The sequence below is a fragment of the Burkholderia sp. 22PA0106 genome, assembly GCF_047497155.1.
In the GTDB taxonomy this organism is placed as follows: domain Bacteria; phylum Pseudomonadota; class Gammaproteobacteria; order Burkholderiales; family Burkholderiaceae; genus Burkholderia.
Genome location: NZ_CP163163.1, coordinates 1,325,074 through 1,339,383, shown reverse-complemented (window position 1 = coordinate 1,339,383; position 14,310 = coordinate 1,325,074). Strand labels below are relative to the sequence as shown.

Sequence of the window (14,310 nt, the reverse complement as noted above, 5' to 3'; positions counted from 1 at the left end):
CGCGCTCATTCACCGGGCTCGTCGAGCCGCGGCAGCGTGATCGAGATCGCCGTGCCGGCGCCCACCGCGCTATCCACCGCGATGCTGCCGCCGTGGCGCATCACGACCGTCTTGACGAATACCATGCCGAGCCCCGCGCCCGTCACCTCGGGCCGCTCGCTCGCGTGAAAGCGCCGGAACCGCTCGAACAGATGCGGCTGATCCTCGGGCGCGATGCCATAGCCCTGGTCGCGGATCGTGCAGGTCACGCGCGGCGGCGACGGCTCGGCGGTGAAGCGGCACGTGATCAGCGTATCGGCCGGGCTGTACTTGACCGCGTTGTTGAGCACGTTCACCAGCGCGCGCGTCATCAGCGAGCGGTCGGCGCCGATCCAGCAAGGCTCGGCGCCGACCTGCGCGTCGATGCGGATTCGCTTGGCCTGCGCCTGCGGCCACACCTCGTCGCTGGCGTCGATCAGCAGATCGGCGAAATTCGTCACGTCGATCCGGTAGGTCTGCGATTCCGCGCGGGCCAGATGCACGAACTCGTCGGCCAGCGACAACGCGCGCCGCGCATGACGCTCGATGCGGCCGAACAATTCGGCCTGCGCGGCCGGCGCATCGGCGCGCTGGCGCTCGAACTGCAACAGCGCGAGGATCGACGCCTGCGGCGAGCGCATGTCGTGCGACAGCAGATGCAGCGCTTCCTCGCGCTGCCGCTCGGCCGCGTGCAGCGTGCTGACGTCCACCAGCCCAGCGATCCAGCCGCTCGCGCGCCCCTCGGCATTGGTACACGGCGCGTAGCGTAGCAGATGGTCGAGGCCGTCGACATCACGCACTTCCAGGCCGCTTTCGAGCAGCGCCGGGGCCTGGCCGCGCGTCGGATCGAGCGCGTCGGGCCAGGCCGCACGCAGCGCCGCCTCGTGCTCGGGATGCGCCACCGTCTTGACGAAGGCCAGCTCGCCGAGCGCGGCACGCAGCGGCCGCCCTTCCGGCGCGGCCACCCGCACCCGCGCGCAATAGCACTTGGCCGCGTGGTTGGCGATCAGCACGATGCCGGCCACGTCGGTCACGAAGATCGGCTCGGGCATGCTGTCGAGGCTGTCCCAGACGAACCGCTTCATGTCCTGCACGCGCTGCGCGGCCTGCGCCATCAGGTTCATCTGACGCTCCAGCACGTCGCCGCCGAAGCGGCCGCGCGCGGCCGGGTCGCGCGGCGCCTCCGGCAACAGATGCGGCTCGGCCGCGAGCCGTTCGAGCTCGCCGCGCAGGTAGCGCATCGTCATTTCGAGCCGCCGCCAGTTCCACACCGGATACACCACGATCAGGCCGAGGATCGCCGGCGCGGGCGTGAGCCAGAGCCGCGCGCCGGACAGCAGCGCGGCGCTGGCGGCCACGCAGGCCAGCGTCAGCGACACCGCCAGCAGCAGCGCGCGTCGCGGCGACAGCAGCAGGATGCCGGCCAGCAGCGCGGCCAGCGGCGGCAGCGAGGCGGCGAACAGCCAGCCGCGCGAGGCCGGCGAGATGGCGCGGCCGGTCAGCAGCATGTCGAGCACGGTGGCGTGCAGCTCGACGCCCGGCAACGGGCCGAATTCACCCGAAATCGGCGTGGCGAAGCGGTCGTAGAGCCCCGAGGCCGTCACGCCGACCAGCACCAGCTTGCCGCGCAGCGCGGCGTCGGGCACCTTGCCGGCCAGCACGTCGGCCAGCGAATACGCCGGATAGCGCGGCGTCGCGCCACTGAACGGAATCAGATAGCGGTCCGCCTCGGGCAGCGGCGCATGGATCAGCGGCGAAGCCGGCGCCAGCCCGCGCGCCGCCGACAGCATCAATTGCGGCCAGTCGCGCCGCCCGTCGCTTTCGGTCAGCGCGACGCTGCGCACGATGCCGTCCGGGTCCACCTCGAAGTTGATGTGGCCGAGCCCCGCCGCGCGTTCGGCCAGCGCCGGCACCGGCGGCGTCACGTCGCGCGCGCCGGCCGCGTTCTCGGCACTCAGCAGCACCGGCAGCCAGGTCGGCACGCGCGCGAGCGCCGCGGCCAACGCCGCATCGTCGGCCGACGGCTCGACGAACAGCACGTCGTACGCCACCGCGGCCGGCCTGGCGCGCGCGAGCGCGTCGAGCAACCGCGCATGGACATCGCGCGCCCAAGGCCAGCGGCCGAGCCGCTCGATGCTGGGGTTGTCGATCTCGATCACGGCGATGTCGGGATCGAGCGCCAGGCTGCGTGCGCCGAGCAGGCGGTCGTAGACGAGCCGATCCACGCCGGCCGTGGCCTGCCAGAACACGCCGGCGAACACCGCCGCCACGCCGAGGCAGCCGATCGCAAGCCATTCGATCAGGAAGCGCCGGCCGAGCGGACGCCGCCGGCGCGGGCCGGGATCGGGCGCGAGGCCCGAGGGGGGCACGGACCCGGACTCGGGCAGCAAACCTTCGGCAAGCTTCATCGTCGCGCGTCAGCGGGCCAGCGTGAAGCTGTTGACGGTGCCCGCCTTCTCGTAGAAACGACCGCCGTCGAACTGCTCGGCGCTCACGCTCCAGTAGTAGTCGCCCGGCGGCAGATGCGCGATCACCATGCGGGTGTCGGCCATCCCCGGCTGATCGACGATCGGGTTCGACAGATCCGCCGACGCCGACAGCACGAACCGGTAACGCGTGGTCACGCCCGCCGCCGCGCGGCCGGGCATCCAGCGGAACGCATAGCCGCCGCTGGCCGGCCCGGCCTCGGCATGCAGGTCGAAGCGCCGCCGCTCGAAACCGTAGGTGCGGACTTGCCCTTCCAGCCCGTTCGCGTCGATCGCCGCGATCCGCACGAAATAGCTGCCGTCGGGCACGCCGTCGAAGCGCGCCTGCGGCGTCGCGACGCGCATTTCACGCAGCACGTCGAGAAACCCGGCGTCGCTCGCGATCTGCACGTGGTAAGCCTGCCCGCCCGCCGGCGGCACCAGATCGAAGCCGACCTGCACCGCGTCCTGCACGCGGCCCGGCTTGACGAGCGTAGGCGCGTCGAGCAGCGGCACCGGCGTATCGACCTGCCCGTCGGCCGCCGCGATGCTGCCGAAATTGGCATGCACCAGCGTCGGATCGAGGCGTCGCGCCGGCCCGACACCGACCGTGCCGGCCAGCACCTCGACGCGCGTGCGCGCATCGCCGAGCGCGTCGTAGTTCACGCGAAAGCGCGTGCCGCGCACGCCGGCCACCACCGACGGCGAACGGATCTGGAACCGGTCGTCGGGCCGCTTCATGTGCGTGACGTCGCTGTCGACCGAGCCGCGTTTCAGGTCGATGATGCGCGACAGCGTCTGGGTCAGCACCGTGCGATGGAGCGCGGTGAGGCCGATTTCACTGTCGGGCGGCAGGCTCAGATGCGTACCGTCGGTCAGCTCGAGCGTGACGAAGCCGTCCGCTCCGGTGCGCAGCCGGTCGCCTTCGCCGAGCGTCGCGTCGGCCGCGAGCGGGCCGAACGCCGTGGTGCGGCCGGCGCGCTCGACCGCGCCGTGCATCGCCACCGGACGCGCTGCGAGCAGCACCGTGCGCAGTCGCGCGGCCGGCAACCGGATGGCGAGGCCGCGTTGCAGCCGCTTCGGCGCGGGCACGCCGTTCAGGCGCGCGACCTGCCGCCAGTCGTCGGCGCCTTGCAGATACTGCTGCGAGATCGCGTAGAGCGTGTCGCCGTCGTGCGTGACGTACGGCACGGTGGCGCCCACCCCGCGCCCCGCCGCCGCTGTCGCCTGCGCGGCCGCGCCCGCGGCGGCGAGCGAGCCGCACAAAGCCACGCACCCCATCGCGATCGCGCGCAATCCGCCGCGTCGCGCGGCCGGCGCGCCCGTCATTCGGCGGCGTCCAGTGGCAGCCGTTCGAGCCGGTAGCCGTAGCCGTAGATCGGCGCGAGCCGGTAGCCGTTCTCGGGCCGCAGCGCGAGCTTGGTGCGCAGCATCGAGACGTGGGTATCCATGGTCCGCGACGGGATATCGGTGGCCTGCTTCCAGACCAGATCGAGAATGTGCGCGCGCGACAGCGGCTGATCGACGTGCTGGAACAGCAGCAGCGCCAGGTCGAATTCCTTCTGCGTCAGGCTGACCGGCTGATCGCCGACGAAGGCCTGCTTCAGGTTCGTGTCGAACCGATAGCTGTCGAACTCGCGCACGATCGATTCGGAACGGGCCGGATAGGCACGGCGCAGCAGCGAACCGATGCGCGCGCGCAGGATGCCGCCCGAGACCGGCTTGACCACGTAATCGTCCGCGCCGGCGTTCAGGATCGCGGTGATGCCGGCCTCGTCGTCGCGGCTCGTCATGAAGATGATCGGCAGCCGGTGCTCGACCTGCTGCTCGCGCACCCACTTCAGCAGTTCCTCGCCCGACAGGTCCGGCACGTTCCAGTCCAGCACCAGCAGGTCGAAGGTTTCGCGCTGCAGGCGCTTCTTCAGCACCTTGCCCTCGCTGAAGGCATAGCAGGTATGGCCGACCGCGGTCAGCGTCTGGCTGACGAAATCGGTTTGCGCTTCGTCGTCATCCAATACAGCAATTCTCATAGCACCCCGCAGTGCGGCGGCGGCGGCTGCCGCCCCTCGCTTTTCCGGTCGAAACCGGCACGACTCGACACGATGCGACGCTGTGCCGCCATTGTGTCTGGATCGCTTCTTTTCTCAAAATCAGGACGTTCACCGAGGCTGCGATCGCCATCTGGCGGCTCGCGAGCGTTTCGGGGCGTCCTTTCGATCGGTTCCGCCTGGCGCGCCTAGCCCGAAGGCGTGGCCGTCTCGTCCTGTTCACCGCGTGCGTCATCGTCTGCGCGCCGCTCGGCCGCGTCGCTGCCGCTGCCGCTGCCGCCATCGCCATCGGCAGGCGCCGCGCGTTCGGCCAGCGCCGCGTGAAGCTGGCCGCGCACATGCTCCCAGGCGGTGCGCGCGTAATCGGGCTGCTCGGCCGCCCAGGCATGCGCCTGGTCGAACACGCGAATCACGGTGGGCGCGCAGCGCGTCACGGCCGGCGCCGGCTGGCCAAGCATCCCGCCGAGCCATTCGGCCAACCACGGCATGTCGGCCGCGCAGGCGTCGGCGTAGGCTTCGAGCGCGGCGCGCGCATGGCGGTCGCGCGACGGGTCGAGCCCGATGCGCTGCATCGCGGCCACCCGATCGCGCGCCTTGAGCGGTGCGGCAAACGGAATCCGGACCGTTCCGGGCCTGAAGAACATGCTCTCTCCCTGGTGCAGCGTTTCCCGCCGCTCGTGTCAAGCGTTGCAGTGCAGTATAAGGAGCACACGATCAAACTTCGTTTAAACATTGTTAGATCGTTAATAATCGACGAGACAATCTTCTCGATTCGATACCGCGCATTGCGGATCGCCGGCCGATTTTCTTGCAATCGCCGCATTTTCAATCGCAGGATTCGCCGCAATGGCTTGCTGGGCGTGAAATCCGCCGCCAGCGCGCAATGTGGGTTTCGTATAAATTCACCGTCCGATAACCGGCCGACAATCGGCCCGCGATTGCGATGCCGATGAAAATGGGTGCGACGTGTTACCGCATTCGGTGACGGTTCAACGCGATGTGCGGCGCGATCCTTAACTTCATTACGAAACTTGCGCGCCGTCCTGGCGGCGTGCGCAAACCGCCACGCCATGAAAAATGCCGCCGGGGCCGAAGCCCGGGCGGCATGTTTCACGCGTGCGGCGCCGAATCAGCGGCGGCGCATCAGGAACACGAACGTCTTGTCCTGGGAGGTCGATTCGACGATCTCGTTGCCCGTCTGCTTCGCGAACGCGGCGAAATCGCGCTGCGAACCGGGGTCGGTGGCGAGCACCTTGAGAATCTGGCCGCTTTCCATATCGGCAAGCGCCTTCTTGGCGCGCAGGATAGGCAGCGGGCAGTTCAACCCGCGCGCATCCACTTCCTTGTGAACTTCCATCGGCTTCGACCTTCGAGTGACGCGCCGGCAAGGCGCGGAGTGAAGGCGCGATTTTACCGCAGCGCGGGCGCGCCCGCCGGCCGCCATGCAGCCGCGCATGGCCAAACCGGCGCGCCCGCCCGGCGCATTACGGCATTACAGCGTCACCGCCTGGCCGGTGTGCAGCGCCTCGCGCATCGCGTGGCCGATGCGCGTCGCCTCCAGCGCGTCGGCCAGCGTCGCGCCGCCCGAGTCGGCTCCGCTGCGCACGGCGTCGACGAACGCCTGCGCCTCGATCAGAAACGCCTGCTCGAAACGGTCGAAGAACGTCGGCGTGCACGCGGCACGCACCCCGCCCGCGTCATAGATTTCGACGCGGTTCGCGCGCGGAATGCGCCCGATCGTCATCGCGCCGGCCGTGCCGATCACCTCCGAGTGCGAATCGTTGCCGTGGGCCATGGTGCGCGAGGCGTAGAACATCGCCAGCGCGCCGCCCTCGAATTCGCAGATCGCCACGCCGTTGTCCACGTCGCCGCACGCGCGCAGGCCCTCGTGCAGCGCCACGGCGCCGGCCGCGAACACGCGGGTGGCGCGCGGGCGGCCGAGCAGCCAGCGCGCCACGTCGATGTCGTGCACCGAGCAATCGAGGAAGATGCCGCCCGAACTCGGCGCGAAACGCACGAAGAAACCGTCGGGATCGTTCTGGTCGGTGGTTTGCGAGCGCACCAGGAACGGCCGGCCGATCGCGCCCTGCACCACGCGCTGGTAGGCATCGCGGTAGCTCGGATCGAAACGGCGCATGAAGCCGATCATGGCCTGCAGGTGCGGACGCGCGTTCGCCTCGGCGATCACGCGCTCGCATTCGGCCAGATCGAGCGACAGCGGCTTCTCGCAGAACACGTGCTTGCCCGCGCGCAGCGCCGCCACGATCTGGTCGGCGTGCAGCGAGGACGGCGTGACGAGCCACAGCGCGTCCACCTCGGGGTCGTCGATCAGCCCCGCCACGTCCTCGCATACGCGCGACACGCCCAGCGTGTCGGCGGCCCACGCGCACTCCTCGGCCACCGGGCTGCACGCCGCCACGAGCCGCGCGCCGTTCACGCGGCGCGCGAGGTTTTCCGCATGGCGGCGGCCGAGCCGACCGAGCCCCGCGATGCCGATCCGCACCGGTGCGGCTTGAGTCTGGGAAATCATCGCGGCGCTCCTCAGGCGACGGCTTCGGACAGCCGCACCGCGCGGCCCTCGCGCCACGAACGGGTGGCCGCCTCGGCCAGCTCGAGCGCCTTCACGCCGTCGCCGATGGTGGTGCGCACCGGTTCGCCGCGCGTCACGGCCGCGAAGAAATGCGCGATCTCGCGCGCATAGGCCACGCGGTAGCGTTCGAGGAAGAACGCCTCGGGCAGGTCGTTCGACACCGCTTGCGCGGTGTAGGCGGTCACCTCGGTGGGCCGCACGTTGCCGGCCTGCAGCATGCCGCCGCTGCCGAGCAGCTCGAAGCGCTGGTCGTAGCCGTAGGCGGCGCGTCGGGACGTATTGATCTGGCAGAGCCGGCCGCGCCGCGTGCGGATCGTCACGGCGGTCGCGTCGACGTCGCCCGCCTCGCCGATCGCCGGATCGGTCAGCACGCTGCCGGTGGCGTGCAGCGTGTCGGCCTCGTCGTCGAGAATCCAGCGGAAGATGTCGAAATCGTGGATCAGCATGTCCTTGAAGATGCCGCCCGAGCGCTGGATATAGCCGACCGGCGGCGCACCCGGGTCGCGGCTCGTGACGATCAGCATCTCGGGCGTGCCCACCTCGCCCGCCTCGATGCGCGCCTTGACGGCCTCGAAGGTCGGATCGAAGCGGCGCTGGAAACCGATCATGCAGACCACGCCGGCCTGCGTCACGGCCGCCTCGCAGGCCCGCGCACGGGCCAGCGCGAGATCGACCGGCTTCTCGCAGAACACGTGCTTGCCGGCCTGCGCCGACGCGACGATCAGGTCGGCATGGGTATCCGTGCTCGAACAGATCACCGTGGCGCCGATCGCGGCGTCGCCGAGCGCGCCGTCGGCATCGGCCGCGCGCGCGCCGTGTTCGGCGGCGAGCGCCGCGGCGGCAGCCGGATCGACATCGATCACGTACTTGAGGCGCACGCCCGGCTGGCGTGCGAGATTGGCCGCGTGAATGCGGCCGATACGCCCGGCGCCGAACACGGCGACGTCGATCGTCGGAGCTGCTTCAGTCATCGTATCCTCCAGTGTCCTTCACTTCTTCCACGTTCAATTCGAGCCGGTACGCGAGCGCGATGAACAGCGCCTGGCACAGGCAGAGGGTGCTCGTCAGCGAACGGAACGCGAACGCGCTCCCCTCCTTGACGAGCAGATGCGCGCTCGCCTCGCGAACCAGCGGCGAGAGCCGGCTGTCCGTGATGACGAGCGTGCTCGCATGGTTGTGGCGCGCGGCGCGCAGGCAGTACTGGGTTTCCTTGCCGTACGGCGCGAAGCTGATCGCGATCACCACGTCGCCCTTGCGCACGCTGCGGATCTGCTCGCGGTACATGCCGCCGATGCCCGACACCAGATGCACGCGCTTGGCCGTGTGCTGCAGCGCATACACGATGTAGCTCGCCACCGGAAACGAGCGGCGCACGCCGATCACGTAGATGTTGTCGGCCTTCTCCAGCATCGAGACCGCCGCGTCGAACTGCGCGTCGTCGAGGCCCGCCGCCAGTTCGTCGAGCCCCGCGCGCGCCGCGTCGATGAACTGCCGCGCGACGGCCGGCTCCGACAGCGCGCCGGCCTCGTCGTCGATCAGCGTGCGGATGCGCTGCTGATAGCTCTGCACGCTCGGGTTGCGCTCGGTGTAGGCCTCGCGGAACACCGCCTGCAAATCGGAAAACCCGGAAAAACCGAAACGCTGCGCGAAGCGCACCACCGCCGACGGATGCACGCCGCAGCGCTCGGCGATGTCGCTGGTGCGATCCATCATCACGCTCGAACGGTGCTCGTCGATATACGAGGCGATGCGCTTGAGCTGGCGCGGCAGCGTGTCGTAGGTATCGGTGATGCGCTGCAGCAGCGCGTCGACCGTGGTGTCGGGTTGCGTGGTGTCGTCCATGAATGTGCGGCGGCGCGGCGCGCCAAACCGGTGCTGATGTCGTGGGCCGAGTATAGGCAGCGCCCTCTCAAAATGGAACACATTTTCCATTTCAAGTTGAAATAAAATTTTCTTTGCAATCGCCCGGCGCTTGACCTAATCTTGCTCGTGAACGGCAACGTTCGACCCATAACAGAACCGACACAGGTGGAGACATGAGACTTTGCAATGGCAAGGCCGGCTTTCGCTCGTCCGGCGTCACGGCGAGCCTGAGAACGCTTGCGGCAGCGCTGGCCGTCGCGGCCGGCCTGGGCACCGCCGCGCTGCCCGCGCAGGCAGCCGATGCCCGATTCGTCCTGATCAGTCACGCGCCCGATTCCGATTCGTGGTGGAACACCATCAAGAACGCGATCAAGCAGGCCGACGCGGATTTCAACGTCACGACCGATTACCGCAATCCTCCCAACGGCGACATCGCCGACATGTCGCGCCTGATCGAACAGGCCGCCGCGCGCGACTACGACGGCGTGATCACCACCATCGCCGATTTCGACGTGCTCAAGAGTTCGATCGGCAAGGTCACCGCCAAGAAGATCCCGCTCGTCACCATCAACTCGGGCACCGAGGAACAGAGCACCCAGCTCGGCGCGATCATGCACGTGGGCCAGCCCGAATACGTGGCGGGCCAGGCGGCCGGCGAAAAGGCCAAGGCCGCGGGCGTCAAGTCGTTCCTGTGCGTGAACCACCTGGCCACCAACCCGGTGTCGTTCGAGCGCTGCCGCGGCTTCGCCGATGCGATCGGCGCGGACATGAAGGCCTCCACGATCGACGCCGGCACCGATCCGACCGAAATTCAATCGAAGGTCAGCGCCTACTTGCGCAACCATCCGAAGACCCAGGCCGTGCTGACGCTCGGCCCGGTGCCGGCCGCCGCCACGCTCAAGGCGCTGCAACAGATGGGGCTGTCGGGCAAGGTCTACTTCGCGACGTTCGACTTCTCCGACGACATCGCCAAGGCGATCCGCGCCGGCACGATCCAGTTCGCGATCGATCAGCAGCCGTATTTGCAGGGCTACATCCCGGTGGCCGTGCTCGCGATCGTGAAGAAGGACAAGACCACCGACCCGGTGAAGATCCGCCAGATCCTCGAAGCCAATCCAAAATTCCAGGCGCGCCTCGCGACCTACGGGCTGCAACCGTCCTACGGCCCGAAGAACATCCGCTCCGGCCCCGGCTTCATCACCAAGGACAACCTGGACAAGGTCGTGAAATACGCGGGCCAGTACCGCTGAGGCACGGCAGGACAACGTTGACCGCGCGGCGTGCTGCCGCGCTTTCGTGCCGGCGCGTCGGGCTTGCGTTTGCCCGCTTTCCCACGCGCCGCGGCATCAAGGAGACATCATGGGTGTAGCCGGCAAGCAACTGACAGCGCAGTCCCAGGAAACCCCGCAGCCCGGCGCGCGCGCCGACGAGCGGCTGCGCGGCGAGGCCTGGTTCTCGCGCTTTCTCAATCGTCCCGAATTCGCCGCGATTTCCGGCGCCGTGCTGGTGTTCGCGATCTTCGCGATCGGCGCGGGCGGCTCGGGCATGTTCAACCTCGACGGGATCATGAACTGGTCCCAGGTGGCGGCCTATCTCGGCATCCTCTCGGTGGGCGCCTGCCTGCTGATGGTGGCCGGCGAGTTCGACCTGTCGATCGGCTCGATGATCGGCTTCGCCGGCATGATGGTCGCGATCCCCACCGCCTATTTCCACTGGCCGATCTGGGCCGCCGTGATCTTCGCGTTCGCCGGCTCGATGGCGCTCGGCGCCCTGAACGGCTATCTGGTGATGCGCACCCGGCTGCCGTCGTTCATCGTCACGCTGGCGTTCATGTTCATCCTGCGCGGCCTGACGCTGGCGCTGTCGGTGATGTTCGCGGATCGCACCATCATCTCGGGCCTCGGCGATTACGCCCACGCCGATCCGCTCACCCATGCGCTGTTCCAGGGCGTGGCGTTCCACGGCCTGTTCCGCTGGCTCGCGCACCTGGGCGTCGGCGGCCTGCTCGACAATGGCGACCCGCTGGTGCCGGGCGTGCCGAAGGTGATCCTGTGGTGGCTGGCGGTCACGGCGATCGGCGCGTTCGTGCTGGCCAAGACGCGCTGGGGCAACTGGATCCTGGCGGTGGGCGGCGACGCCAACGCGGCCAAGAACGTGGGCGTGCCGGTGCGCCGCGTGAAGATCCTGCTGTTCGTGCTGACCGCGTTCTGCGCCTGCCTGTTCGCCGTGCTGCAGGTGGCCGACATCGGCTCGGCGGCGGCCGACCGCGGCCTGCAGAAGGAGTTCGAGGCGATCATCGCCGCGGTGATCGGCGGCACGCTGCTCACCGGCGGCTACGGCTCGGTGGTGGGCGCCGCGTTCGGCGCGCTGATCTTCGGCGTGGTGCAGATCGGCATCACCTACACCAACATCAGCTCGGACTGGTTCCGCGTGTTCCTCGGCGTGATGCTGCTGATCGCCGTGCTGTTCAACCACTATGTGCGCCGCCGCGTGGCGCAAGCGTAACGGAGCCGACTCATGTCCCAGCCTTCCGGTGCGTCCGCGCACGACACGATTCTCGAACTCGACGGCGTCAGCAAGTTCTTCGGCAAGGTGATCGCCCTGTCGGACATCAACCTGAAACTGCGGCGCGGCGAGGTGCATTGCCTGCTCGGCGACAACGGCGCCGGCAAATCCACGCTGATCAAGACGCTGGCCGGCGTGCACGCGCCGTCCGAGGGCCGCTACCTGGTGGACGGCCAGCCGGTGCGCTTCGAATCGCCCAAGGACGCGCTCGACCTCGGCATCGCCACCGTCTATCAGGATCTGGCGCTGGTGCCGCTGCTGTCGGTGGCGCGCAATTTCTTCATGGGCCGCGAGCCCACCCGCAAGCTGTTCGGCCTGATCGACGTGATGGATCTCGACCTGGCCGCCGAGGTGGCGCGCGGCAAGCTGGCCGAGATGGGCATCCACGTGCGCGACGCGCATCAGCCGATCGGCACCATGTCGGGCGGCGAGCGCCAGTGTCTCGCGATCGCGCGCGCCATCCATTTCGGCGCGCGCGTGCTGATCCTCGACGAGCCGACCGCCGCGCTCGGCGTCAAGCAGAGCTTCAACGTGCTCAAGCTGATCCACACCGCGCGCGCCAAGGGCATCTCGGTGATCTTCATCACCCACAACGTCCACCACGCCTACCCGATCGGCGATTCGTTCACGCTGCTCAACCGCGGGCGCTCGCTCGGCACCTTCACCAAGGACACCATCAGCAAGGACGAGGTGCTCGACATGATGGCCGGCGGCGCGGAAATGCAGAAGATGGTCGCCGAACTCGACGGCGCCGTGATCTAACCAGGAACCGACATGGCTCACTCCCCCCTTTCCTTCGCGCAGAACCGGGCGCTCGATGTGATCTGCATCGGCCGCGTCGCCGTGGACCTGTACGCGGAGCAGATCGGCGCCCGCCTGGAAGACGCGACGAGCTTCGCGAAATACCTGGGCGGCTCGTCCGGCAACATCGCGTTCGGCACCGCGCGGCTCGGTTTGAAATCGGCGATGCTGGCGCGCGTGGGCAACGACCACATGGGCCGCTTCGTGCGCGACACGCTGGAGCGCGAAGGCTGCGACACGCGCCAGCTGATCACCGACGAGGCGCGCCTGACCGCGCTGGTGCTGCTCGGCATCAAGGATCGCGACAGCTTCCCGCTGGTGTTCTATCGCGAGAACTGCGCCGACATGGCGATCGACGAGGACGACATCGATGAAACGTTCATCGCCTCCTCGAAGGCGCTGCTGATCACCGGCACGCACTTCTCCACCGACAAGGTCAACCGCGCGAGCCGCCGCGCGCTCGACTACGCGCGCCGCCATCAGGTGCGCACCGTGCTCGACATCGATTACCGGCCGGTGCTGTGGGGGCTGACCGGCAAGGCCGACGGCGAAACCCGCTTCATCGCCAACGAGGGCGTGACCGCGCATTTGCAGCGGATTCTGCCGCTGTTCGATCTGGTGATCGGCACCGAGGAGGAATTCCGCATCGCGGGCGGCAAGGATACGCTGCTCGATGCCTTGGAGATGGTGCGCCGCGTGACCGGCGCCACGCTGGTGGTCAAGCGCGGGCCGCTCGGCTGCTCGATCGTCGAGGCGGCCGTGCCGAAAACGCTCGACGCGCTGACGCTGATCGGCGGCGTCGAAGTGGAGGTGCTCAACGTGCTGGGCGCCGGCGACGCGTTCGCCTCGGGCCTGCTGTCGCAATGGCTGCGTGGCGCACCGCTCGAAGCGGCGGCCCGCACCGCGAACGCCTGCGGCGCGCTGGTGGTGTCGCGCCACGGCTGCTCGCCCGCGATGCCCACGCCGGCCGAGCTGACGCACTTCCTGAGCGAGGCCGCGCGCGACCCGCAACGCATGCGCCGCCCCGATCTCGATCCGGCGCTCGCGCGCCTGCATCGCGTCAGCCCGCCGCGCCGCCAATGGGATCAGGTGCTCGGCTTTGCGTTCGACCATCGCAACCAGTTCTTCGAGCTGGCGCAGCAGACGGGCGCGCCGCTCACGCGGATCGCCGAGTTGAAGCGGCTGTTCGTCGAGGCGGTCGCGCAGACCGAAACCGAACTCGGCCTGCAAGGCCAGATCGGCGTGCTGATCGACGACCGCTACGGCCAGGACGCGCTCAACGACGCGACCGGACGCGGCTGGTGGGTCGGCCGCCCGGTCGAACTGCCCGGCTCGCTGCCGCTCGAATTCGATCATGGCCGCTCGGTCGGCTCCACGCTCGAAACCTGGCCGGCCGAACAGATCGCCAAGTGCCTGGTGCGCTATCACCCCGACGACGCGCTGGCGGTTCGGCTCGAACAGGAAACGCAGTTGCGCGCGCTGTACGACGCCGTGCAGGCCAGCGGCCACGCGCTGCTGCTCGAAGTGATTCCGCCGCGCCGCGCCGATCTGCCCGACGGCCCCGACGTGGTTTATCGCGCGCTCAAGCGGCTCTACAACCTCGGCATCCATCCCGAGTGGTGGAAGCTCGAACCGCTCGACGCGGCGCAATGGCGCGACGTCGACCGCCTGATCGCCGAGCGCGATCCGTATTGCCTCGGCGTGGTGCTGCTCGGCCTGTCCGCGCCGGTCGAGCAACTGGTGGGCGGCTTCGCGGCCGCGGCCGCGTCGAACACCTGTCGCGGCTTCACGGTCGGCCGCACGATCTTCTGGGAACCGAGCCGGGCCTGGCTGGCCGGCGAGATCGACGACGCGGGCGTGATCGCGCGGGTGCGCGCCATCTTCGAGACGCTGATCGGCGCCTGGCGCGATGCGCGTGCCGGCGAGGTCGCGGCCCGCCGGGTCGCCTAGGAGGGATCAC

General features: G+C 69.0%; 12 protein-coding genes. 4 read left to right on the top strand and 8 right to left on the bottom strand.

Features of this window, described 5'->3' with window-relative positions; all coding sequences use genetic code 11:
- Nucleotides 1–5 precede the first annotated feature (5 nt).
- The 8 genes from AB4850_RS20920 to AB4850_RS20885 all read right to left on the bottom strand — a co-directional run bounded on the left by AB4850_RS20920 (nt 6) and on the right by AB4850_RS20885 (nt 8,963).
- A complete protein-coding gene (locus AB4850_RS20920) occupies nt 6–2,387 on the bottom strand; it encodes a CHASE2 domain-containing protein (protein ID WP_414445571.1) in 2,382 nt (793 codons plus the stop codon).
- A 48-nt stretch (nt 2,388–2,435) separates the two neighbouring features.
- The gene (locus tag AB4850_RS20915) at nt 2,436–3,812 is read right to left on the bottom strand and encodes a FecR domain-containing protein (protein WP_414444905.1); all 1,377 of its coding nucleotides are present in this window, start codon (nt 3,810–3,812) and stop codon (nt 2,436–2,438) included.
- Nucleotides 3,809–4,513, bottom strand: coding sequence for a response regulator transcription factor (locus AB4850_RS20910; protein WP_414444904.1), 705 nt, complete (start codon nt 4,511–4,513; stop codon nt 3,809–3,811). The genes AB4850_RS20915 and AB4850_RS20910 overlap by 4 nt, the downstream gene beginning before the upstream one ends.
- A 206-nt stretch (nt 4,514–4,719) precedes the next feature.
- On the bottom strand, nt 4,720–5,175 hold the full coding sequence (locus AB4850_RS20905) for a hypothetical protein (protein WP_414444903.1): 456 nt from the start codon (nt 5,173–5,175) through the stop codon (nt 4,720–4,722).
- 485 nt (nt 5,176–5,660) lie between these two features.
- The gene (locus AB4850_RS20900) at nt 5,661–5,888 is read right to left on the bottom strand and encodes a sulfurtransferase TusA family protein (RefSeq protein WP_414444902.1); all 228 of its coding nucleotides are present in this window, start codon (nt 5,886–5,888) and stop codon (nt 5,661–5,663) included.
- A gap of 135 nt (nt 5,889–6,023) precedes the next feature.
- Entirely contained in the window at nt 6,024–7,061 is a 1,038-nt protein-coding gene (locus tag AB4850_RS20895) for a Gfo/Idh/MocA family oxidoreductase (protein ID WP_414444901.1), read from the bottom strand.
- Nucleotides 7,062–7,072: 11 nt separating this feature from the next.
- Nucleotides 7,073–8,092, bottom strand: coding sequence for an inositol 2-dehydrogenase (iolG, locus tag AB4850_RS20890; protein ID WP_414444900.1), 1,020 nt, complete (start codon nt 8,090–8,092; stop codon nt 7,073–7,075).
- Nucleotides 8,085–8,963: a MurR/RpiR family transcriptional regulator gene (locus AB4850_RS20885; RefSeq protein ID WP_414444899.1), complete on the bottom strand. Its 879-nt coding sequence runs from the start codon at nt 8,961–8,963 to the stop codon at nt 8,085–8,087. Before AB4850_RS20885 ends, iolG begins: the two co-directional genes overlap by 8 nt.
- Before the next feature lie 194 nt (nt 8,964–9,157).
- Here AB4850_RS20885 and AB4850_RS20880 point away from each other — a divergent pair, with 194 nt between their 5' ends.
- The 4 genes from AB4850_RS20880 to AB4850_RS20865 all read left to right on the top strand — a co-directional run bounded on the left by AB4850_RS20880 (nt 9,158) and on the right by AB4850_RS20865 (nt 14,300).
- Nucleotides 9,158–10,234 (top strand): sugar ABC transporter substrate-binding protein, encoded by a 1,077-nt coding sequence (locus AB4850_RS20880; RefSeq protein ID WP_414444898.1) that lies wholly within the window; start codon nt 9,158–9,160, stop codon nt 10,232–10,234.
- Between the two features lie 109 nt (nt 10,235–10,343).
- The gene (locus tag AB4850_RS20875; RefSeq protein WP_414444897.1) at nt 10,344–11,489 is read left to right on the top strand and encodes an ABC transporter permease; all 1,146 of its coding nucleotides are present in this window, start codon (nt 10,344–10,346) and stop codon (nt 11,487–11,489) included.
- A gap of 12 nt (nt 11,490–11,501) precedes the next feature.
- The gene (locus AB4850_RS20870) at nt 11,502–12,311 is read left to right on the top strand and encodes an ATP-binding cassette domain-containing protein (protein WP_414444896.1); all 810 of its coding nucleotides are present in this window, start codon (nt 11,502–11,504) and stop codon (nt 12,309–12,311) included.
- 12 nt (nt 12,312–12,323) lie between these two features.
- A complete protein-coding gene (locus AB4850_RS20865) occupies nt 12,324–14,300 on the top strand; it encodes a bifunctional 5-dehydro-2-deoxygluconokinase/5-dehydro-2-deoxyphosphogluconate aldolase (protein WP_414444895.1) in 1,977 nt (658 codons plus the stop codon).
- Nucleotides 14,301–14,310 lie beyond the last annotated feature (10 nt).